The following is a 19773-nucleotide window of genomic DNA, read 5'->3' as shown; positions in this document are numbered from 1 at the left end:
CAGCGAAGCAATCCATCGGCACCACAATGGATTGCTTCGCTGCGCTCGCAATGACGATGGGACAAGATAAGGCTTATGCCGCGGTAGGTTCCGGACGCGGCTGATCCTCCTCGCCCGCCGCGATCACCGTCGCCGCGACCAGATCGCCGGTGACGTTCAGCGCGGTGCGGCACATGTCGAGCAATCGGTCGACGCCCAGCACCAGCCCGATGCCTTCGGGCGGTATGCCGACCATCCCCAGGATCATCGCCACGACCGGCAGCGATCCGGCCGGCACCCCGGCCGTGCCGACGCCGCCCAATATGCACATCATCATCACCATGACCTGCTGCCCGATGCTGAGGTCGATGCTGAAAAACTGGGCGAGGAAGATCACGGTGATCCCTTCGAACATCGCCGTGCCATTCTGGTTGGCGGTCGCGCCGATGGTCAGGACGAAGCGGGCGATGCGGCGCGGCAGGCGCAGATTATCCTCCGCTACGCGCAACGCGGTCGGCAATGTCGCATTGGAGGAGGCGGTGGCGAAGGCCATGACCGTCGCCTCCTGCACATCGGCGAAGAAGCGGAGCGGTGAGCGTTTGGCGATGAAGGTGATCAGCAGCGAATAGACGCCGAACATCTGGATTGCCAGGGCCAGCAGTACCACACCGACATAGGCCGACAACCGGATCAGCAAGTCCCAGCCGAATTGCGACGCCAAATTGAACATGAAGCAGGCAATGGCGATCGGGGCGAGGCGGATGACCAGCCCCATCAGCCGCATCGTCACCGCCAGCACGCCCTCCATCGCGGTCAGCAGCATCTGCGTCTGCGGCGTCCGCACCAGCACCAGTCCGATGCCGAAGAAAAGCGAAAAGACCATCACCGCCAAAATGTCGTTGCCTGCCATTGCTGCGACAAAATTGTCGGGAACGATCGCGATGAAGGCGGCCATCCCTTGCGGCGCATCCTCTCCCCGGTTCAGTATCGCTTGCGCGCCCGGCCCTGCATCGCTCAGCATTGCGCGCGCGGCTACCGGATCAATGCCTGCGCCGGGCCGCAACAGGTCCACCACCAGCAAGCTGACCGCGACCGCAATGGCCGACACGACAAAAGTATAGACCAGCGTGCGAAGCCCGATCCGCCGCAAGGCCCGGATCTCGCCCATTTCCGCAATGCCCACGATCAGTGCCGACACCAGCAAAGGTATCACCAGCATGAAGAGCAGTCGCAGGAAAAGCTGACCGATCGGCCCGGTGATGTAGGTGGTGATGCTGTCGATCCAGCGCGCGTCGGGTGCGGCAACATAGGCGACAAGACCCAGCGACAGGCCGATGATGAAGCCCGCCAGCATCTGCCATTGTAGGGATAGCGCCGCTGACGTCTTGCCGGTTTCGCTATCCGTGGTGGGCGTTGTGCCGGTCAATGGCCTATCCTCATGGCTTTCGTTCCTCTCCCAACGGTTCGACCCGGTGCTGGTTGCGCGATCCGGCCGCTCCTTGCGTCAAGGATATCGAGGGAGCCTTTGCACGTCCCTCGCGTTGGCGCGGTCTCTTCTTTTGGAGACCTGCATGATTGTCGATCCCGTTCCCTCCATGCGCCGCATGGCATCTGAAGTGTGGAAACCACTGACCCTGTTGTTCATCTGGGACTGCCTCGTCACGATCGTCTATTATGTGCTGCCGTTCAAGGCACCCTCGCTCCCGCTTACGATTTTCGGTTCGGCACTGGCCCTGTTTCTGGGCTTTCGCTCCAACTCCGCCTATCAGCGCTGGTGGGAAGGGCGGGTGCTATGGGGCGCGATGATCAACGCCTCGCGCAGCCTTGCGCGTGCAACCCGCAATTTCCTGCCCGACCCAGACGGCCGCGATCTGAAGCGCGAGATCGTCAAGCGGCAGATCGCCTATGTGAATGCGCTGCGCTGCCAGTTGCGGCGGCAACCGCTCGACGAAGATGTGACGCGCTTTCTGGAGGAAAAGGACAAGGGGCTGGCGCTGGCCCGCACCAATATTGCCAACGGCCTGCTCGACAGCACCGGCCGCCGTATTGATATGGCTCGGCAAGCAGGCTGGATCGACACCATTCAGCAGACGCAAATGGAGGCCGTGCTGGTCGACATCGCCAACGCCCAAGGGGGCATGGAGCGGCTGAAAAACACGCCACTGCCAGTCCAATATCGCTACCTACCAACGATATTCACGCATCTTTTCTGCATCTTTCTGCCGATTGGGCTTGTCGAAACATTGGGCTTGGCGACACCGCTCGGTTCGACGGTGGCGGGCCTCATGTTCCTGGCCGTTCTTCGTATCGGCGACGATCTGGTCGACCCCTTCGCCAACAATGTTCATGATGTTTCCATGAGCGCCATGTGCCGTACGATCGAGATCGACCTGCTTCAGTCGATCGGCGACCCTGCGCCCGACCCGCTCAAGCCAGCGCGCGGCGTATTGTGGTGAAGATGCCTATGCGCGTGACGACTGCCATCAATCGGCCAATCCAATCATCGACATCTGCCGTCCATAGTCGGCTTCGCCCAGATGGCATGACCGGCGATAGCTGAAAAACCGATCGGGCTGGCTGTAGGTATCCTCATCCAGCATCTCGACACGGTTCACGCCCGCTGCCGCCAGCCTGGATGCGACATAGGCCGCAATGTCGAATTGCTGATGGCCGGGCCGCCCTTCTGAAAAGAAATGCGCGTTGGCGGCATCCGATGCGATAAATTGATCGGCGAAATCATCGCCTACTTCGTAGGAGGCACGGCCTATGCAGGGGCCAATCGCACAGCGGATGGTGCCGCGCTGCGCGCCCAATTCTTCCATCGCGGCAATCGTCCTGTCGGTCACCCCGGCAAGCGCACCCCTCCATCCAGCATGGGCCGCGCCCACCACGCCCGCGTCGGGGTCCGCAAACAGAATCGGCACGCAGTCCGCCGTCAGGATGCCGAGCAACAGACCCGGCCGATCCGTCACGAAAGCGTCGGCCATTGGCCGTGCGTCATCGCTTATTGGGCTCTGCACCGTTACCACTTCGGCCGAATGAATCTGATGCGCCGTTATGAGGCAGGACCCTGGCAGCACGGCGTCACGGGCCAGCGCGCGATTGCGTTGCACCGCCGCGCTGTCATCCTGCGATCCGATCCCGACATTCAGACCGGCATAAAGCCCGGTGGATATGCCGCCGCGTCGCCCGGCAAAGCCATGGGGAATGCCCGCCAGCGTCGGCGCTTTCATCAGTTCGACCACATTTGATCCTTTATTGGCCATCGTCATTCATGTCATCGCCGCGCAACATACTTGCGCGGAGCGATTTAGGCGATAGTCTCCCCTATCAGAGCGAAGGGGGACGGGACCACCGGCTGCCCAGGGCAAGATATCGATAAAGGGTTCCATTCATGATTTTCGGGCGCGTAAAGTCTCTCGACGCCATATTGGCGACGGCCGAGAAAAAATCGCTACATCGCTCTCTGGGCGCATTTCAGCTCACCATGCTGGGTATCGGCGCCGTTATCGGCACCGGCATTTTCGTGCTGACGGCTGAAGCCGCGCAAAAGGCCGGGCCAGGCATGATGATCAGCTTCATCATCGCAGGCTTTGTCTGCGCGGTGGCTGCGCTATGCTATGCGGAAATGGCCGCCATGGTGCCGGTGTCCGGCTCTGCCTATACCTATAGCTATGCCGTCATGGGCGAACTCATCGCCTGGATGGTTGGTTGGGCCTTGATCCTGGAATATGCGGTTGCGGCGGGTGCGGTATCGGTCGGTTGGTCCGGCTATGTCGTCGGCTTGATCGAACATACATTCTCGATGGACATTCCCGATCTTCTGACGCGCGGACCCTTTGATGGCGGCATGGTCAATCTGCCTGCCATGCTGATCGCGGGCCTTGTGACCTGGCTGCTGGTTATCGGTACGAAGGAAAGCGCTTCGGTCAACGCCGTTCTGGTGTTGATCAAGGTTGCGGCGCTCACGCTGTTCATCGTCCTTGCCCTGCCGGTCATGAACATGGAGAAATTCACCCCGTTCGCACCGCTTGGCTTCTCCGGCATATCCGCGGCGGCCGCGTCGATCTTCTTCGCCTATGTCGGTTTCGACGCAGTCTCCACCGCCGCTGAAGAAACAAAGAACCCGCAGCGCAACATGCCGATCGGCCTGATCGGTTCGCTCGCCATCTGCACCATCTTCTACATGCTGGTCGCCGCTGGCGTCATCGGCACGGTTGGTGCCCAGCCCGTGACCGAAGCAGGCATTCCGATCGCACAGGGCGGCATCGCGCTGGCTCCCGGATCGACGGCGCTGTCGCAGCAATGTGCGGCGCTGGCCGCTGCCGGAACGGAAGCGGTCACCTGTTCGAAGGAAGCGCTCGCCTGGACCTTGCGTGAAATCGGCTGGCCGCAGATCGGCAACCTGCTCGGCTTGGCGGCCGGCCTCGCTTTGCCGTCGGTCATCCTGATGATGATGTTCGGCCAGACCCGCATTTTCTTCGTCATGAGCCGTGACGGCCTGCTGCCGGCGATGTTCTCCAAGGTGCACCCGACCTACAAGACGCCTTATGTCATCACCATTCTGACCGGCATCTTCGTGGCGTTGTTCGCGGCCTTTTTCCCGGTCGGCATATTGGCGGACATCTCTAACTCCGGCACGCTTTTCGCCTTCGCTGCCGTGTCGATTGCCGTGCTGATGTTGCGACGGACCGATCCCAGCCGCAAGCGCCCCTTCCGCACGCCTGCGATCATGTTCACCGCGCCGATCGCCATTGCGGGCTGCATGTATCTGTTCTGGAGCCTGGGCGTCGAAACGAAGCTGATGTTTGTCGGTTGGGCGACGGTCGGCCTCATCGTCTACTTCGCCTACAGCCGTAGCCGCAGTCATGTCGGACGCGGTAATGATGGGGACGTGCCGGAGCATGATGCGGGCATCCCGCCCCAGCCAGTGCCGCCGATGCCTGGCGCGCATACGCCGGGCGGGCAGGACGCCTGATCGACTCACGAAAAAGGGGCGGGAAACCGCCCCTTTTTATTGATGGCTATGGCGTGTTTCGGTCCTCGCCAATCCGTCGGTTCAGTGCAACGCCTTGAACTCGATTTCCCGCAGACTACTCATATTGGGGCGGGTGAACATCTTGCCACGCTCTGCCCAGACGACGATCAGGAAAGAAATTGCGCCGAATACCAGCATGCCGAGGGTCAGCGGCAAGGTGGTGCCGTTGAACGCCTGTCCGATCACAGTTCCCAGCGCACTTGACAGCGCCGTCGTCAGAAAAGCCTGAAAGGAAGAGGCGATGCCGGCGCCTTTGGAGAAAGGCTCCATCGAGATTGCGCTGAAATTGGACGCGGTGAAGGCGACGGTCATCATGGTCATCGCTTGAAGCACCATGAATGTGACCAGTGTTTCATGGCCCGCCCAAATCACACCGCTATGAACCAGAGCGATAAGGACGAAGCAGACCAAGGCACCCTGGCTCAGCCGTCTCGCACCGAATCGCGACACCAGGCGGCTGTTGATCAAGCTTCCTACGCCCGTCGATCCGGCAATCAGAGCAAATCCGATGGGAAAGAAACGCTGCGCATCGAAAACGTCGAAGAAAATCTGCTGCACGGAGAGGATGAAGCCGACCAGCCCACCCATCACTACGCCACTGGCCAGCATGTAGCCGATCGAACTGCGCGTCCGCATCACTGTTCCGACTGCGGTCAGCAATGTGCGCGGGGTGATCTGCATCCGGTTTTCCGGGCGCAGGGTCTCTGGCATGCGAACGAGCATCCACAGCAGAATGAGGCTGGCAAGGATCGTCAATGTCCAGAAGATCCAGCGCCACGGCGCGAACCACAATATAGCCTGTCCGAAACTGGGTGCCATCACCGGGATCAACATGAACACCGCGAAGATCAGCGACATGACCCGCGCCATGGCATCGCCCCTGAATTGGTCGCGCACGATACCTACGGTGATCACCCGGCTCGCTCCGGCGAAGAAGCCGGCGCAAGTACGGGCGATCAAAAGCATCATGAAGCTTTCGGCCATGGCACAGGCGACCGAGGATAGGATGAAAAGCACCATGGCCGAAGCCAGCACGACTTTGCGACCGAATCGGTCAGACAGGACGCCGAACAACAAGGAGCCAAGTCCCAACCCCAGAAAATAGAGGCTGATGATCAGTTGCCGGTCGTTGGGGTGCGGGATCGCCAGGTCAAGGCTGATGGCGGGCAGGGCGGGCAGCATAGGGTCCGTCGACAGCGCGTTCATCGCCATCAGGCAAGCGCATAGTAACACGAACTCACGGAAACCAATTTGCTTTTCGCGCGGCGTTGCGGGCTGGGGGGACTTTTGGACCATGCGAGGGCTATGGGGATGATGGCGCGGTGATGCCAGCCCTTATCTGCCTTTTGCAGCGGTCCATCATCGAACATATTAACCCTATTTTGCCCAGCCCTATTGGGCATTCAAAGAAATCCGCGCCTGCTCCGTTAACCATTTTTTATCGGATGCTGGTCCAACCTGCCCGCAATGAAAAACCGCAGGGTCGATCCATTGAATTAGCTGGGCAAGGGGAAGAACATTATGGGCAATAGTAGCAAGAGCGCGCAATTTCTGATGGAAAGCCGCCTGTCGCACGCGACGAGCGGATCGGCAGAAGCCTGTTTTGACCTGGGTGTCGCCTATAGCTGCGGCACCGGCGGCATGCCGGTTGATCTTGTCGAAGCCCATAAATGGTTCAACCTGGCCGCCCTGCGCGGCAGCGAAGAAGGCCAATCGATGCGCGCCGAAATCGCCGAAGAAATGACGGCGCGCCAGATTGCCGAAGCACAGCGTCAGGCCCGCGCCTGGATGGTGACGACGCAGATCGGCGTCGCCTGACCGCTATCCTTTCCTGAACGGCGTTCGCTCCGCCAGCCATTGGCGGTCCTGCTGCACGCCCGCCCGCTCGGCGGCCAGGAAATCCGCGACCGCCCGGCGAAAACCGGGATTGGGGATATGATGGGCTGACCATGTGGGTTCTGGGGCATAGCCCCGCGCCAGCTTGTGCCCGCCCTGCGCGCCTGCCTCCACGCGCTTGAGGCCGCGCGCGATCGCAATGTCGATCGCCTGATAATAGCATAGCTCGAAATGCAGGTTGGGCACGTCCTCGTTGCACCCCCAATAGCGGCCATAAAGCGCATCGCCGCCGATCAGGTTGAGCGCGCCCGCAATCGCCCGCCCCTCGCGCAGCGCCAGCACCAGCAGCACCTTGTCGGCCATCGTTTCGCTCAGCAGCGAGAAGAAGGATCGCGTGAGATAGGGCGTTCCCCATTTGCGCGCGCCGGTATCCTGATAGAAATCCCAGAATATGTCCCAATGGGCTTCGGTGAGCGCGCCGCCGGTCAAATGGACGATGTCCAGCCCCGCGACCGCCCGCGCCCGCTCCTTGCGGATATTCTTGCGCTTCTCGCTCGACAGGTCGGCCAGGAAATCGCCAAAATCGCCATAGCCGCGATTGGTCCAGTGAAACTGGCTGTCTTCGCGAATCAACCACCCCGCCGCTTCGAACAGCGGCACCTGATCCGCCGCCACAAAGGTCGCGTGCGCCGACGACAGGCTGTTACGGTCCACCAGCGTCTCGATCCCGGCGATCAACGCCGGGGCAAAGGCGTCGTCGCGCAGCAATAACCTAGGACCGGGCACGGGTGAGAAAGGCGCGGCGATCTGGATCTTGGGATAATAGCGCCCACCGGCCCGTTCCCAGGCGTCGGCCCAGCCATGGTCGAACACATATTCGCCCTGGCTATGGCTTTTGCCATAGGCTGGCACGGCGGCGACGATCCGCCCATCGGGTCCATCGATGACCAGCGGCAAGGGCTGCCACCCGGTCCCTTCCCCGACACTGCCCGATCGTTCCAGCGCTGTCAGGAAATCCCAGCTGACGAAGGGATTGACCGATCCGGCGCAGGCATCCCACTGGTCGCGCGGCAATTCGGCCACGCCCGCGGCGATGCGCGCCACCCACTCAGTCATGGGGCGTCTCGAAGATGATCTGATCGGCATGCCGCGCCGCGCGCGCCTGATCATCGTCGCTGCGCACCGTCCAGGTCAGCACGGGCAGCCCTTTGGCGCGGGCGTGGCTGGCAAAGGGGGAGGGGAGGTCACGAATATCACAGGCGAGGAAGTCGGGTTTCCCCAACCAAAGTGCAAGGGCGCGGCCGATCTTGCCCCGCATCATTCCCTTGCCCTGCTCAGTCACGACCAACCCGCGCACCATCTGCGGCAAATATTGTCTGAACCAGCGCAGCACCAGGGGATTGAAGGACATGATCGCCACGGGGGCATCGCACCAAGCAGCCATATCGCGCGCGACAGCCGCGCAGAGCGGCGCAACGGTCCGCCCCTGAACCTTAATCTCGATGAGCAGCGGCACGCCGCCCCCGCACCGCTCCAGCAACGCCGCCAATCGCGGGATGGCACCACCATCGGGCAGGACCATAGCATCCAGATGGGCCGCCTCCCGCGCGCCGAGGCTGCCAGCCAAGCCGGTCATCCGCGCCAGCATGGCATCATGAAAGACGAAGGCGACGCCATCGCGGCTCGCCCGCACATCGCATTCGATGCCGCACCCGGCGGCGATGGCGGCGTCAAACGCCGCCATGCCATTTTCGCTGATGCCCGCCCCATGCAGCCCGCGATGGGCAAAGGGGCGGGCGGTCAGCCAGGACAGCCGATCAGGCCGCCCGGACAAGGACGATCGCGTCGATTTCGACGACCGCGCCCAGCGGCAGCACGGGCACGCCAACCGCACTGCGCGCATGCTTACCCGCGTCGCCGAACACATCGACCATCAGTTCGGACGCGCCATTGGCGACCTTGGGCTGGTCGGTAAAGGATGGCGCGCTGCTGATAAACGCGCCGAGCTTTACGACGCGCTCGACCCGGTCGAGGCTGCCAAGCGCGGCCTTCATCTGGGCGATCAGGTTGAGGCCACAGATGCGCGCCGCGGCGACGCCATAGTCGAGGTCACGGTCTTCACCCAGCCGTCCGGTCATCAGGCCATCGGGTGCCAGCGAAATCTGCCCGGAAATATGCAGCATGCCGCCCGCTTCCACGCTCGACACATAAGCGGCGACCGGGGTGGCGGCCTGGGGCAGGGTGATGCCGAGTTCGGCAAGGCGGGCGTCGATGCTCATGATAAGGCTCCATCAGTGGGGATAAGGGGAAGGGGGGCCGGACCCTGGGCCAGCCGGTCCATGATCCAGGCTTCGGCCGCGACCCAATTGTCGAGCCGCGCATGGGCATGGGGGGCGTCGGGCACGTCGGCGGCAATATCCGGTTCGCCGACCATGTGCAGCCGCCACACGTCGGGGGCATGGCGTGCGACCGATTCATGATGTTCGGCCAGGTCGTCGATGAACAGCGCGACGCTGGGCGCGCGCTCCGCCACGATGCGGGCCAGCGGGCGACCTTTCGGGCCGTTATTCCAGTGAACCGGCATGTCGAGGCCATAGGCGGCGAGTTGTTCGACGCGCTGCTGGTGATGGCGTTCGCCGATATTGGTCAGCACTTCGATGTCGGCGATTTGCGCCAGTCGCCCCAAGGCCTCGACCGCGCCCGCGATCGGCGACTGCCGGTGCATCTCCGTATCGAAAAAGGCGATCAGCAATTCCCACACATGCTCGCGCTCCAGTAGCAGGCCACTATCCTTGTGGCGCAGCGCTTCGGCAAAGCCGCGTTCGCGCATGTCGAAATCGACGGCATGGGTCTCATCCAGCCAGGCGCGCATCGGCACGACCATGTGCAGCAGCACTTCGTCGCAATCGGTGATGATCAGGGGGCGGGTCATCGGGTCAAAATCTCCTGCGCCGCGATCAGCGCGGCGGGTGTGGCGTCGATCGCCTGGGCACAGGCGATCAGATCGGGTTCATGATCGGCGAGGAAAGCCAGCACGGCCCCCATGATAGCGGGATCGCCCACGCCCGCGCGCAGCGTCTCGACATCCATTCCCGTCAGCGCCAGCAATCGGTCTGCCCGCGTTTCCTCCGCTAGCGTCCAGCCCAGCGCCATCAACGCCAGCGTCATGGCATCTGGGCCGCTATCTTGCTTGCCATTCGGCTGGTCGGGTCGCATGGTCGATCCTCGGCGGGCAAGCCGCGCTGCTGGCGCGCTCGTCTGTGGCGATGTTTTAAATTGGCGGGTGACTGGTGGCAAAGCGCGTGCTCGTTGTCGAGGACAACGAACTCAATCTCAAACTTTTTTGTGATCTGCTGCGCGCGCATAGCTATGAAGTGCTACCGCTACGTGATGGGCGCGACGTGCTGGCGCAGGCGCAGGCGTTCCTGCCCGACCTTGTCATCACCGACATTCACTTGCCGCATGTGAGCGGTCTGGACCTGATCATTTCCCTGAAAGGCGACGCACGACTGCGCAACGTTCCGATCATGGCGGTGACCGCCTATGCCGGAAAGGGTGATGAGGACCGGATTCGGGCCGCCGGAGCACAGGCCTATGTGTCAAAGCCGATCTCGGTACTGCGCTTCATCGCGCAGGTCAGCGCCTTATTGCAGGACGCGAACGCAGGGGAATAGCCCATAGCAAAAGGCCCGCTCCTCGACGGGGACGGGCCTTTTGCTGTGTCGAAAACCGATCAGGCGTGCGGACGAAATGCCCGCAGCGGCTTACTTGATCTTGGCTTCCTTGAACTCGACATGCTTGCGCACGACGGGGTCATATTTCTTGAAGCTGAACTTCTCGGTCTTGGTGCGCGGGTTCTTCTTGGTGACGTAGAAGAAGCCGGTGTCAGCCGTGCTGACGAGGCGAATCTTGACAGTTGCTGGCTTGGCCATGGCCCAAAATCCCTGGTCGAATCATGTAAAAGAAAAAGCGTCCCCCCAAGCGTATCGAGGAGGGCTGCCCCGTTTCAGCGCCCGCCCTTGGGGGAGATTCGGGTTGATGTCAAGGCTGAGCCATGATTACCGGCCGCCGCCATGCCGGTTTACGCGGCCTTAACCCCATAAGCGCATGATCGCCATCGGGGCAAGAAGAGGGAAGGCTTCCCATGCGACATGATCCGATGCTGGCCATATTGGCGGACCTGATGCGCCGGGTCGACGGGATTGCGAGCGAACGCGGCCATGTGTCCGTGGTGCGCCTGCATGACGAAGTCGACCAGATCCGGCACATCGCTCGCGCCTTTCACCTCGATGAAGTGGAAGGGCTGGCGGGCACGCTCGAATCGGCGCTGTCGCTGCATGGTCTTGGCCCAGTGGTGCTGTCCTATCTCGACCTGATGCGCGATGCGATCGCGACGGAGAGGCCGGTCGCCACCATGATGCTGCCCGTTACCCGCACCCCGCCGCCTACCGCGCTGCGCGCCTGAACGCCCGCCGCTGATGGACGCCCTGCTGCTCGCCCTTCTCGGCTGCCTGCTCGGCGAAATCGGCGACAAGAGCCAGTTACTCATTCTCGCTTTGGCGACGCGCTATGACCGCAATGGCGCGGTCATCGCCGGGATCATCGTCGCCGCGACCGCCAATGCGCTGATCTCCGCCTTTGCCGGGGCATGGATCGGCCCGATGCTGGGCGCGGATGCCCGGCTGCTGTTCCTCGCGCTGTCGGTCCTGTTCCTGGGGGCCGGGCTGCTCTGGCGGGTCAAGATGCCGGATACGCTCACCGGCTGGCCGACCGGCGCGTTCCTGACGACCGCGCTTGGCCTTTTCATCCTGGGTTTCGGCGATGGTCCGCAATTTCTCATCCTGGGCATCGCCACCCGCACGGGCGACCCGGCGCTGGCCGCGATCGGCGGCGCGATCGGCGTCATCGCGGCGTTGGTGCCCATCGTCCTGCTGCGCGACCGCCTGCTGGCGTCCATCCCCGTGCGCCTCATTCGCGGGGTGGGCGCTGCGATCCTGCTGCTGACGGGCGGCATCATGGCGATCACGGCGCTTCGCCTGCTCTGATCGCTTTCTTTCATAAGGCTGATCGCGTTTTTTGGTGGCACCTTATGGATCGCCGATCATTATATGTTCGAAACCATTTCGCGAAACAGGAGCACATCCATGACAGCCCCCGATCTCAAGACCCCGACCGACCTCAAGAGCAACGAGACCAAGTCCGTCGCGCAGGCGCTGAACGGTGCGCTTGCGGACAGCTATGCGCTCTACCTCAAGACCAAGAATTTCCACTGGCACGTTTCCGGCCCGCATTTCCGCGACTATCATCTGATGTTCGACGAGCAGGCCGCCGAAATCCTGGCCACGACGGATCTGATTGCCGAGCGCGTGCGCAAGACCGGCAATGTCACCCTGCGCTCGATCGGCGACATCTCCCGGCATCAGAGCCTCAAGGACAATGACGCCGATTTCGTCAGCCCGTCCGACATGCTCAAGGAATTGCGCGACGACAATCTGGCGCTGGTCGAAACCTTCCGCGTCGTGAAGGCAGCGGCGGCGGACGCAGGCGACAATGCCACCGAAGGCGTCGTCGATGACTGGACCGACCAGGCCGAACAGCGCGCCTGGTTCCTGTTCGAAGCAGGCCGCGGCGCGTAATTTCTAATCCTCAACCGTTCGGTTCGACAGGCTCGAACCGAACGGAGGGGAAATCAGGTCTCTGTGACGACCGCAATAGCGACGATCTCGATCGCATCCGCCTTCCCGGCAAAATCCACCGTCTCGCCAACGCCTGCGTCCATCATCGCGCGCGCCAGCGGCGAGGAGAAACTGATTCGCCCATCGGCAGGGTCGGCCTCGTCATCGCCGACGATGATGACGCTCTTGTCCCGCCCGTTCAGGCGATAGGTCACACGGCACCCGAAACACACAGCCTCGCCATCAGCCACCGGCTGCAACTGCGCCGTAGCGCGCCGCGTCCGCCAATAGCGCAGCAGCCGCTTATGCTTCTTGGCGGCTTCTTCCTCCATGGCATCCGTATCGACCGCCTCCAGCGTCGCCGCCATCTCCTGCGTCAGCCGCAGCCCCCGCGCCGTCACCCAATTGGGACCAGGCGGCAGCGGCAGCTCGAACTTGGGCTCCATATGCTCATCATCGCCCTCACGGCGAAAGGCGACACTCACGCCTCAATCCTCATCGAACAACCCGGCGAGCTGCTCCACCATCGTCCCGCCCAATTGCTCGGCATCCATGATCGTCACCGCCCGCTTATAATAGCGCGTCACATCATGGCCGATGCCGATCGCGACCAGTTGCACCGGCGAGCGGTTCTCGATCCAATCGATCACCTGCCGCAAATGCCGCTCAAGATAGGTGCCGCTGTTCACCGACAGGGTCGAATCATCGACCGGCGCGCCATCGGAAATCACCATCAGGATGCGCCGTTCCTCCTGGCGCGCGATCAACCGGCTATGCGCCCACAACAGCGCTTCGCCGTCGATATTTTCCTTCAGCAGCCCTTCGCGCATCATCAGGCCCAGATTCTTGCGCGCCCGCCGCCACGGATCATCCGCCTTTTTGTAGACGATGTGGCGCAGGTCGTTGAGCCGCCCCGGCATCGGCGGGCGTCCGGCCGCCAGCCATTCCTCGCGCGCCTGCCCGCCCTTCCACGCCCGCGTGGTAAAGCCCAATATCTCGGTCTTGACCCCGCACCGTTCCAGCGTGCGCGCCATGATGTCGGCGCTGATCGCCGCGATGCTGATCGGCCGCCCGCGCATGGAGCCTGAATTGTCGATCAGCAGCGTCACGACCGTATCGCGAAATTCGGTATCGCGTTCGATCTTGTAAGTCAGCGATCGGGTCGGATCGATGATGACCCGCGCCAGCCGCGCCGCGTCCAGCATCCCCTCATCCTGATCGAAATCCCACGACCGCGACTGCTGCGCCATTAGCCGCCGTTGCAGCCGGTTGGCGAGTTTCGTCACCGCCCCCTGCAGGCTGACGAGCTGCTGGTCGAGGAAGCCGCGCAACCGCACCAGCTCGTCCTCGTCACACAATTCGTCGGGCGTGACGATCTCGTCATGCTTGAGCGTATAGGCCTTGTAATCGAAGCCCGGCGGCAGGTCCGACATCGGCCGATTGGGGCGGACCGGCATCATGCCTTCCTCGCCCATATCGTCCGCGCCCGCATCGCTGTCGGCTTCGAACTCGTCGCTATAGTCGGTTTCACCCTCTTCGGTGTCGCCGCCCTGGTCCTCGGCGCGCGCCTCGGCATTCACATCGCTGTCGCCGGACTCGTCCTGCCCGCTATCGCCGTCCTCGGACTGATCCTCCTGATCCTCGCCCTCATCTTGCGCTTCGGGTTCGTCCAGATCGGGCGGTACATCGGCGTCGATCAGTTGCAGATGTTCCAGCATCGCCGTGGTCAGCTTCTGGAACGCGCGCTGGTCATCGATCGCCAGCGCCAGCGCATCCAGATCATGCCCGGCCTTGTCCTCGATCCACTGATCGACCATCGCCACGCCCGCCGCGACATCCTTGGGGATCGCCTGTCCGGTCAGCCGTTCGCGCACCTTGAGCGCCAGCGCGGTGGACAAGGGCACCTCGTCCGCCGACCGCGCCCGGCGGATGGCATCGGATTTCAGCCGCATGTCGAGCGCATGGTTGAGGTTGGCGCGCACCCCCGCCATCGCCCGCGACCCGATCGCCTCGACCCGCGCCTGCTCGACCGCATCGAACACCGCCCGCGCCACTGCCTCGCCCGGCGCGGAAGACCCGTGAATCTTCGCGTTATGATAGCGCAGCTTCAGCGCATTGGCGTCGGCAAAGCCCCGTGCCAGCGCGACCTGATCGGCGGGCAGATTACGCCCCGGCGTCGGCACCTTGATCGCCTTGCCCGCCAGATGCGGCGCATCGGCGGTAAAGCCCACCTCCACCTCGGCATCACGCGCAATCGACCGCGCCGTGCCGGACAGCACATCCTTGAAAGCATCGATGGGGGAGCGTTCGGTCATCAGCCTTCCGGGTCGCCGGTGCGCGGCACCGCGATCGTCTCGATCTGCGTCTCGACTTGCGCCATCAGCTTGTGGATCGGGCATTTCGCCGCGACCGCAATCAGCTTCTCATGCTGCTCGTCGGTCATCGGTCCGGTCAGCGCGATGCGCGTGGTCAGCTTGTAGAGGCCCTTGCGCTCCTCGCTCGCATCGCGGATCACGCCGACATGGATGCCCTCCACCGGAATCGCATTGCGCTGCGCATACCATAGCATCGTCATCGCCTTGCAGGTGCCGAGCGCCGCATCATAGAGGTCATGCGGGTCCGGGCCTTCATCCGCGCCATCGGGCGCGGCCATGTCGGCGACGATCTCATGCCCCCTGATGCTGATCTTGTGCGCCGTCCCGTCCGGCGCGATCCGCTCGACGACGATCATCAGGCGGCCCGACCGGCCACGCTTTCGGGCAGATCCTTGCCGAACACGCGCTGATAATATTCCGCTACCAGCGCCCGTTCCGCCTCATCGCATTTGTTGAGGAAGCTCAGGCGGAAGGCGAAACCGACATTCTTGAAGATCAGGGCATTCTGCGCCCAACTGATCACCGTGCGCGGCGACATCACGGTGGAAATATCACCGTTGATGAAGCCCTGCCGCGTCAGTTCGGCGACCTTGATCATATTCTCGACTTCCTTGCGGCCGCCCTCATGATCATATTCGCCGGACTTGGCCAACACCACCTGCGCTTCGGTCGCGGCGGGCAGATAGTTGAGCGCCACCACCAGGTTCCAGCGGTCCATCTGACCCTGGTTGATCTGCTGCGTGCCATGATAGAGGCCGGTCGTATCGCCCAGGCCCACCGTATTGGCGGTCGCGAACAGGCGGAAATAGGGATTGGGCCGGATCACGCGATTCTGGTCGAGCAGCGTCATCTTGCCATCGGTTTCCAGCACGCGCTGGATCACGAACATCACGTCGGGGCGCCCCGCATCATATTCGTCGAACACCAGAGCGACCGGCCGCTGCAAGGCCCAGGGCAGCAGCCCTTCCTTGAACTCGGTCACCTGCTGGCCCTCTTTCAGGACGATGGCGTCACGACCGACCAGATCGATACGGCTGATATGCGCGTCCAGGTTGATGCGGATGCACGGCCATTTCAGGCGCGCGGCGACCTGTTCGATATGGCTCGACTTGCCGGTGCCATGATAGCCCTGCACCATGACGCGGCGGTTGAACGCAAAGCCCGCCAGGATCGCCAGCGTGGTGTCGGGATCGAACACATAAGCGGGGTCGAGGTCGGGCACGCGCTCGTCGGCCTGCGAAAAGGCCGGGATCTGCATGTCGACGTCGATGCCGAACATATCGCGCGCGTTCACAAACCTGTCGGGCGCGTCCAACAGCGTTTCGGCGCGGGTGTCGGGCTGGACGTTGGAAATATCGTTCATCGGGTCATCATCTTCCTGCGAGTCATGCCAGCCCTAACCGATCCAGGAAGGCGATGTCGAGACAATGGGGGCTGGACCTACGCGGATCAAGCGGCCCATTCGGCCAGATTGGCTTCCTGTCCGATCAACGCCAGCCCATGGGCGATGGAGGTCAGTTCGCCGCCACTGGCAATCCGTGCCTCGCCAAAGCGCTCGCGGAAGATGGCGCGAATGGCCGGGATCAGCGACGATCCGCCGGTCAGGAACAGCCGGTCGATCGCATCGGGCGTCACCCCCGCCTTGGCCAGCGCCGCGTCCACCGTCGCTTCGATCCGCGCAATGTCGGGCGCGATCCACGCCTCGAAATCGCGCCGTTGCACCTGTTGCTCTATTTCCAGCCCGCCGCCCGAAAAGCGGAACGTCGCGCTGTCCGCGTCGGACAAGGCGCGCTTGAGCGACCCCACCGCATCATAGAGCGGATAGCCCAGTTCCTTTTCGATCACGGTGATCATCCGCCCGATCGCTGCCGGGTCGGTCGCCGCTTTCTTCAGCCGCGCCAGCTCGTCCATCGTCCGCCGGTTGCGCATCAGCGCAAGCCGCGACCAGTCGGCGAAATCGGCGAAATGGCTGCGCGGTATCTCCAGCGTCTTGCCGAACGACTGGTAACAGCCGCCCTTGCCGAGCATCGGCAGCACCAGATGGTCCATGATCCGATAATCGAATCGGTCGCCCGCTATGCCGATGCCCGCCGACCCCAGCGGCACACAGCGTCGTGTCGCGCCGGGGGCTTCCACCCGCACGATCGAAAAATCGCTGGTGCCGCCACCAAAATCCGCGACCAGTATCGTCGCGGGTTCGGTCAGGCGGCTGGCATAGCTGAACGCCGCGCCCAGCGGTTCGTATACATAATGGATGTCGGTGCCGAACCCAGCGAACATCGCATCATAGCGTTTGCGCGCCAGTGCTTCATCGGGGCGCGATCCGGCATATTCCACCGGCCGCCCGACGACGATTCGTTCCGGCCGCGTCGCCAGCGCGCCGCCCGCATGGTCGATCATGCGCGCGAGGAACATCGCGCCCAGTTCCTCGAACCGGAACCGTTTTTCAAACACGTTGGCGCTCTCGAAAATCGGGCTGGCCGCCACCGACTTGAACGACTGGAGGAACCGGCTGTCTTCGGGATATTCCATATATTCCGCGATCGCCCACGGCCCCGCCTCATGCGCCAACCCGCCTTTGGCCCCTTCCTCATGCCAGAAGCACAAAGCCGATCGAAACACTGCGCCGGTCGCCTGATCGCCGACAAAGTCCACCAGATCCGACTGCTGGCCGGTCGCGATGGCGACGACGCTGTTGGTCGTGCCGAAATCTAGGCCCAGCGCGCGCGGCACATCCTGCATGGTTCATCTCCGGGGAAGGGGGCCGCGCGCTATGACAGCCGCGTCGTGCGCCCGCAAGGCTCGGCGCGTTCATCAGCCGTGATAGCCGCTGTCCTACAAGGTAGCGGGTCGCTATAAAGCATAAAGGAACAGAAAAGAGGCAACGTAATAAAATTACGAGACGGCGAACGAAAATATCGAAAACAGCGGGAAATATGCGAAGCTAAGCGAAAACCGCCGCCTTGCGCAAATGGGCATAGGCCTGGATCACCGCTTGCAACGCGCCCTCATGGCTGCGGTCGCCGCCATTATGGTCGGGGTGATAGCGGCGCACCAACTGGGTATAGCGCGTCCGCAGCGCCTTGCGGTCGGTATCGATGCCCAGCCCCATAACGCCCAAGGCCTTTCGATCGTCCGCCGACAGAAATTGGCCATCCTGCCGCACCTGCGCATCGGCGCGCGCCTTGGCCATCCGTTCCTTGAACTTTGCGCCGATCGCATCGAGCGGATCGACGAAATCGGCCCATTTGGGCGAAGGACTATGCGCATTGGCGGAAAAGGCGCGGGTCTCCCGCTCCCACCCCGCATAGGGGCGCTGCGCGGCGGCAATCTCGTCGGGCGTCATGCCGGTGAAGAAATTATAGCCCTGGTTGAACGCCTTGACATGGTCGAGGCAGAACCAGCGCCAACGCGGCCCCTCATCGCCAGGCCGGGCGCTGCCTTCTGCCGGGGGCGCGCGGAATTCGCCGGGTTCCGGGCATCCGGGCGCCGCACAGGGGCGGTCGCCCTCCACCCGGCCGTGAAAGCGGTTGAAACGGCGGGTCGAGAAAGGGTCGGTCGACAAACTTGTCCTGATGCATGACGGGTCAAAGCGTTTATATAGGGGGCATGACCCAGATTCTGAAAGGCCCAGTGGCCACCGAAATCGAGGCGCGGCTGCGCGACGCCCTGAACCCGCAACAGCTCGCCGTGATCGACGACAGCGAAAAGCATCGCGGCCATGCCGGGCATGACGGGTCGGGCGAAAGCCATTTCACCGTCGACATCGTCGCCGATCGCTTCACCGGGCAAAGCCGCGTCGCGCGTCAGCGTCTCGTCAACGCCGCGCTGGCCGATCTGCTACGCGACAAGGTCCACGCGCTGGCGATCAAGGCCCGCGCCCCCGGAGAAGCCTGATGACCCTGGACGATCTCATCCTGCAAAGCATCGCGCCCACCACCCATAATCTGGGCGATTTCAAGGTTCACCGCTCGCTACCAAGCAAAGGGCGGACGATGGTCGGCCCCTTCATCTTCTTCGACCAGGCTGGCCCGGCAAAGCTGGATGCCGGCCATGGCATCGACGTGCGCCCCCATCCGCACATCAACCTGTCGACCGTCACCTATATGTATGAAGGGGCCTTCCTCCACCGCGATTCGCTGGGTACCGAGCAACTGATCGAAGCGGGCGCGGTCAATCTGATGACGGCGGGCAAGGGCATCGTCCATAGCGAACGCTCACCTGATGGCGAGCGGGCGAAGGCCTCCAAATTGTCCGCAATCCAGACCTGGCTGGCGCTGCCCGACGCATTGGAAGAAATGGACCCCGCCTTCGAACATGTCAGCGAAGGCCGCCTGCCAGTGATCGATGATGGCCTCAGCCGCGCGCGGGTCATCATGGGGTCGCTCTGGGGCGAAACCTCGCCGGTCACCACCTATGCGCAGACCATCTATGCCGACATCCAGCTCTCGCCCGGTGGCCACATCCCGATCGACCCGTCGGCTGACGAACGCGCCATCTATGTCTCCGGCGGTGATGCCGCGCTCGACGGCATGATGCTGACGCCGCAGACGCTCTACGTCCTGCGTCCCGGCACCAGCGCCACGCTGATGAGCGTCGATGGCGGCCGTGTGATGCTGTGCGGCGGCGAAGCCTTCACCTCGCCCCGCCATGTCTGGTGGAACTTCGTCTCATCCCGCCCCGACCGGCTGATGCAGGCGCGCGAAGACTGGGAAGCCCTCCGCTTCCCCCTCATCCCCGGTGACGATGAGGAGTTTATCCCTATCCCTCAAGGCCGACCCAAGACCGTCAGCTATCCGTAGAGCCGGATGACTTGAGGTTCACCCCTTTTCGTCATTGCGAGCGCAGCGAAGCAATCCATTGTGGTGCC

General features: G+C 62.9%; 24 protein-coding genes. 9 read left to right on the top strand and 15 right to left on the bottom strand.

Annotation, left to right across the window (positions count from 1 at the left end; all coding sequences use genetic code 11):
• Nucleotides 1–73: 73 nt before the first annotated feature.
• Nucleotides 74–1333 carry a dicarboxylate/amino acid:cation symporter gene (locus tag V2I08_RS19250; RefSeq protein ID WP_405053678.1) on the bottom strand — a complete coding sequence of 420 codons (1260 nt, stop codon included), beginning with the start codon at nt 1331–1333 and terminating at the stop codon, nt 74–76.
• A 217-nt stretch (nt 1334–1550) separates the two neighbouring features.
• Between V2I08_RS19250 and V2I08_RS19245 the strand changes: the two genes are divergently transcribed.
• The gene (locus V2I08_RS19245; RefSeq protein ID WP_349636420.1) at nt 1551–2435 is read left to right on the top strand and encodes a bestrophin family ion channel; all 885 of its coding nucleotides are present in this window, start codon (nt 1551–1553) and stop codon (nt 2433–2435) included.
• Between the two features lie 27 nt (nt 2436–2462).
• Here the strand turns inward: V2I08_RS19245 and pgeF are convergent, their stop codons facing one another.
• A complete protein-coding gene (pgeF, locus tag V2I08_RS19240; protein WP_349636422.1) occupies nt 2463–3224 on the bottom strand; it encodes a peptidoglycan editing factor PgeF in 762 nt (253 codons plus the stop codon).
• A 149-nt stretch (nt 3225–3373) separates the two neighbouring features.
• Here pgeF and V2I08_RS19235 point away from each other — a divergent pair, with 149 nt between their 5' ends.
• Nucleotides 3374–4957 carry an amino acid permease gene (locus V2I08_RS19235; RefSeq protein ID WP_349636419.1) on the top strand — a complete coding sequence of 528 codons (1584 nt, stop codon included), beginning with the start codon at nt 3374–3376 and terminating at the stop codon, nt 4955–4957.
• A gap of 81 nt (nt 4958–5038) precedes the next feature.
• On the opposite strand, the gene V2I08_RS19230 is transcribed toward V2I08_RS19235, so the two are convergent.
• Nucleotides 5039–6229: a multidrug effflux MFS transporter gene (locus V2I08_RS19230; RefSeq protein ID WP_405053677.1), complete on the bottom strand. Its 1191-nt coding sequence runs from the start codon at nt 6227–6229 to the stop codon at nt 5039–5041.
• 309 nt (nt 6230–6538) lie between these two features.
• Here V2I08_RS19230 and V2I08_RS19225 point away from each other — a divergent pair, with 309 nt between their 5' ends.
• On the top strand, nt 6539–6835 hold the full coding sequence (locus V2I08_RS19225) for an SEL1-like repeat protein (protein ID WP_037477232.1): 297 nt from the start codon (nt 6539–6541) through the stop codon (nt 6833–6835).
• A 3-nt stretch (nt 6836–6838) separates the two neighbouring features.
• Here the strand turns inward: V2I08_RS19225 and V2I08_RS19220 are convergent, their stop codons facing one another.
• From V2I08_RS19220 to V2I08_RS19200, 5 genes are read right to left on the bottom strand one after another with little or no spacing between them, the layout of a single operon-like run.
• Complete coding sequence (locus tag V2I08_RS19220; RefSeq protein ID WP_349636417.1) at nt 6839–7969, bottom strand: GNAT family N-acetyltransferase; 1131 nt, start codon at nt 7967–7969, stop codon at nt 6839–6841.
• Nucleotides 7962–8687, bottom strand: a complete 726-nt coding sequence (locus V2I08_RS19215; protein ID WP_349636416.1) for a glycerophosphodiester phosphodiesterase family protein — start codon at nt 8685–8687, stop codon at nt 7962–7964. Before V2I08_RS19215 ends, V2I08_RS19220 begins: the two co-directional genes overlap by 8 nt.
• Nucleotides 8671–9132 carry a RidA family protein gene (locus V2I08_RS19210; RefSeq protein ID WP_096062232.1) on the bottom strand — a complete coding sequence of 154 codons (462 nt, stop codon included), beginning with the start codon at nt 9130–9132 and terminating at the stop codon, nt 8671–8673. Before V2I08_RS19210 ends, V2I08_RS19215 begins: the two co-directional genes overlap by 17 nt.
• Complete coding sequence (locus tag V2I08_RS19205; protein ID WP_349636415.1) at nt 9129–9785, bottom strand: HAD family hydrolase; 657 nt, start codon at nt 9783–9785, stop codon at nt 9129–9131. The genes V2I08_RS19210 and V2I08_RS19205 overlap by 4 nt, the downstream gene beginning before the upstream one ends.
• Entirely contained in the window at nt 9782–10069 is a 288-nt protein-coding gene (locus tag V2I08_RS19200) for a DUF3572 domain-containing protein (protein WP_349636414.1), read from the bottom strand. The genes V2I08_RS19205 and V2I08_RS19200 overlap by 4 nt, the downstream gene beginning before the upstream one ends.
• Before the next feature lie 74 nt (nt 10070–10143).
• On the opposite strand from V2I08_RS19200, the gene V2I08_RS19195 reads away from it, so the two are divergent.
• The gene (locus V2I08_RS19195; RefSeq protein ID WP_349636413.1) at nt 10144–10527 is read left to right on the top strand and encodes a response regulator; all 384 of its coding nucleotides are present in this window, start codon (nt 10144–10146) and stop codon (nt 10525–10527) included.
• Nucleotides 10528–10617: 90 nt separating this feature from the next.
• On the opposite strand, the gene rpmG is transcribed toward V2I08_RS19195, so the two are convergent.
• Nucleotides 10618–10785 (bottom strand): 50S ribosomal protein L33, encoded by a 168-nt coding sequence (gene rpmG, locus V2I08_RS19190; RefSeq protein WP_037472289.1) that lies wholly within the window; start codon nt 10783–10785, stop codon nt 10618–10620.
• 212 nt (nt 10786–10997) lie between these two features.
• On the opposite strand from rpmG, the gene V2I08_RS19185 reads away from it, so the two are divergent.
• From V2I08_RS19185 to V2I08_RS19175, 3 genes are all read left to right on the top strand, one after another.
• The gene (locus V2I08_RS19185; protein ID WP_349636412.1) at nt 10998–11318 is read left to right on the top strand and encodes a hypothetical protein; all 321 of its coding nucleotides are present in this window, start codon (nt 10998–11000) and stop codon (nt 11316–11318) included.
• Nucleotides 11319–11331: 13 nt separating this feature from the next.
• Nucleotides 11332–11898 (top strand): TMEM165/GDT1 family protein, encoded by a 567-nt coding sequence (locus tag V2I08_RS19180; RefSeq protein WP_349636411.1) that lies wholly within the window; start codon nt 11332–11334, stop codon nt 11896–11898.
• Between the two features lie 99 nt (nt 11899–11997).
• The gene (locus tag V2I08_RS19175; protein ID WP_349636410.1) at nt 11998–12489 is read left to right on the top strand and encodes a DNA starvation/stationary phase protection protein; all 492 of its coding nucleotides are present in this window, start codon (nt 11998–12000) and stop codon (nt 12487–12489) included.
• A 53-nt stretch (nt 12490–12542) separates the two neighbouring features.
• Here V2I08_RS19175 and V2I08_RS19170 read toward each other — a convergent pair whose 3' ends face one another.
• The 6 genes from V2I08_RS19170 to V2I08_RS19145 all read right to left on the bottom strand — a co-directional run bounded on the left by V2I08_RS19170 (nt 12543) and on the right by V2I08_RS19145 (nt 18468).
• Nucleotides 12543–13013, bottom strand: coding sequence for a GreA/GreB family elongation factor (locus V2I08_RS19170; protein WP_349636409.1), 471 nt, complete (start codon nt 13011–13013; stop codon nt 12543–12545).
• A 3-nt stretch (nt 13014–13016) separates the two neighbouring features.
• Nucleotides 13017–14843: a cobaltochelatase subunit CobT gene (cobT, locus tag V2I08_RS19165; protein WP_096062240.1), complete on the bottom strand. Its 1827-nt coding sequence runs from the start codon at nt 14841–14843 to the stop codon at nt 13017–13019.
• Entirely contained in the window at nt 14843–15259 is a 417-nt protein-coding gene (locus tag V2I08_RS19160) for an OsmC family protein (protein ID WP_349636408.1), read from the bottom strand. Before V2I08_RS19160 ends, cobT begins: the two co-directional genes overlap by 1 nt.
• A complete protein-coding gene (cobS, locus tag V2I08_RS19155) occupies nt 15259–16266 on the bottom strand; it encodes a cobaltochelatase subunit CobS (RefSeq protein WP_037472772.1) in 1008 nt (335 codons plus the stop codon). The genes V2I08_RS19160 and cobS overlap by 1 nt, the downstream gene beginning before the upstream one ends.
• Before the next feature lie 86 nt (nt 16267–16352).
• Nucleotides 16353–17645 carry an Hsp70 family protein gene (locus V2I08_RS19150; protein WP_349636407.1) on the bottom strand — a complete coding sequence of 431 codons (1293 nt, stop codon included), beginning with the start codon at nt 17643–17645 and terminating at the stop codon, nt 16353–16355.
• A 202-nt stretch (nt 17646–17847) separates the two neighbouring features.
• A complete protein-coding gene (locus tag V2I08_RS19145; protein ID WP_349636406.1) occupies nt 17848–18468 on the bottom strand; it encodes a DnaJ domain-containing protein in 621 nt (206 codons plus the stop codon).
• Between the two features lie 44 nt (nt 18469–18512).
• On the opposite strand from V2I08_RS19145, the gene V2I08_RS19140 reads away from it, so the two are divergent.
• On the top strand, nt 18513–18800 hold the full coding sequence (locus tag V2I08_RS19140) for a BolA family transcriptional regulator (protein WP_037472779.1): 288 nt from the start codon (nt 18513–18515) through the stop codon (nt 18798–18800).
• On the top strand, nt 18800–19705 hold the full coding sequence (locus V2I08_RS19135; protein WP_349636405.1) for a pirin family protein: 906 nt from the start codon (nt 18800–18802) through the stop codon (nt 19703–19705). The genes V2I08_RS19140 and V2I08_RS19135 overlap by 1 nt, the downstream gene beginning before the upstream one ends.
• Nucleotides 19706–19773 lie beyond the last annotated feature (68 nt).

The organism is Sphingobium sp. MK2, assembly GCF_040170545.1.
Classification (GTDB): Bacteria; Pseudomonadota; Alphaproteobacteria; order Sphingomonadales; family Sphingomonadaceae; genus Sphingobium.
Note: the sequence above shows the minus strand (reverse complement) of the source record. Positions and strands in the feature narration are given on the sequence as shown.

What these genes read in the sequence shown, in the direction of transcription:
- V2I08_RS19200 (WP_349636414.1), bottom strand. Translation starts at nt 10,069, where the DNA reads ATGCGACCCGACCAGCCGAATGGCAAGCAAGATAGCGGCCCAGATGCC.
- V2I08_RS19250 (WP_405053678.1), bottom strand. Translation starts at nt 1,333, where the DNA reads ATGCTGGCGGGCTTCATCATCGGCCTGTCGCTGGGTCTTGTCGCCTAT.
- V2I08_RS19205 (WP_349636415.1), bottom strand. Translation starts at nt 9,785, where the DNA reads ATGACCCGCCCCCTGATCATCACCGATTGCGACGAAGTGCTGCTGCAC.
- V2I08_RS19150 (WP_349636407.1), bottom strand. Translation starts at nt 17,645, where the DNA reads ATGCAGGATGTGCCGCGCGCGCTGGGCCTAGATTTCGGCACGACCAAC.
- V2I08_RS19160 (WP_349636408.1), bottom strand. Translation starts at nt 15,259, where the DNA reads ATGATCGTCGTCGAGCGGATCGCGCCGGACGGGACGGCGCACAAGATC.
- V2I08_RS19225 (WP_037477232.1), top strand. Translation starts at nt 6,539, where the DNA reads ATGGGCAATAGTAGCAAGAGCGCGCAATTTCTGATGGAAAGCCGCCTG.
- V2I08_RS19140 (WP_037472779.1), top strand. Translation starts at nt 18,513, where the DNA reads ATGACCCAGATTCTGAAAGGCCCAGTGGCCACCGAAATCGAGGCGCGG.
- V2I08_RS19185 (WP_349636412.1), top strand. Translation starts at nt 10,998, where the DNA reads ATGCGACATGATCCGATGCTGGCCATATTGGCGGACCTGATGCGCCGG.
- rpmG (WP_037472289.1), bottom strand. Translation starts at nt 10,785, where the DNA reads ATGGCCAAGCCAGCAACTGTCAAGATTCGCCTCGTCAGCACGGCTGAC.
- V2I08_RS19135 (WP_349636405.1), top strand. Translation starts at nt 18,800, where the DNA reads ATGACCCTGGACGATCTCATCCTGCAAAGCATCGCGCCCACCACCCAT.
- V2I08_RS19245 (WP_349636420.1), top strand. Translation starts at nt 1,551, where the DNA reads ATGATTGTCGATCCCGTTCCCTCCATGCGCCGCATGGCATCTGAAGTG.
- V2I08_RS19180 (WP_349636411.1), top strand. Translation starts at nt 11,332, where the DNA reads ATGGACGCCCTGCTGCTCGCCCTTCTCGGCTGCCTGCTCGGCGAAATC.
- V2I08_RS19235 (WP_349636419.1), top strand. Translation starts at nt 3,374, where the DNA reads ATGATTTTCGGGCGCGTAAAGTCTCTCGACGCCATATTGGCGACGGCC.
- cobT (WP_096062240.1), bottom strand. Translation starts at nt 14,843, where the DNA reads ATGACCGAACGCTCCCCCATCGATGCTTTCAAGGATGTGCTGTCCGGC.
- V2I08_RS19220 (WP_349636417.1), bottom strand. Translation starts at nt 7,969, where the DNA reads ATGACTGAGTGGGTGGCGCGCATCGCCGCGGGCGTGGCCGAATTGCCG.
- cobS (WP_037472772.1), bottom strand. Translation starts at nt 16,266, where the DNA reads ATGAACGATATTTCCAACGTCCAGCCCGACACCCGCGCCGAAACGCTG.
- V2I08_RS19230 (WP_405053677.1), bottom strand. Translation starts at nt 6,229, where the DNA reads ATGGCGATGAACGCGCTGTCGACGGACCCTATGCTGCCCGCCCTGCCC.
- V2I08_RS19175 (WP_349636410.1), top strand. Translation starts at nt 11,998, where the DNA reads ATGACAGCCCCCGATCTCAAGACCCCGACCGACCTCAAGAGCAACGAG.
- V2I08_RS19210 (WP_096062232.1), bottom strand. Translation starts at nt 9,132, where the DNA reads ATGAGCATCGACGCCCGCCTTGCCGAACTCGGCATCACCCTGCCCCAG.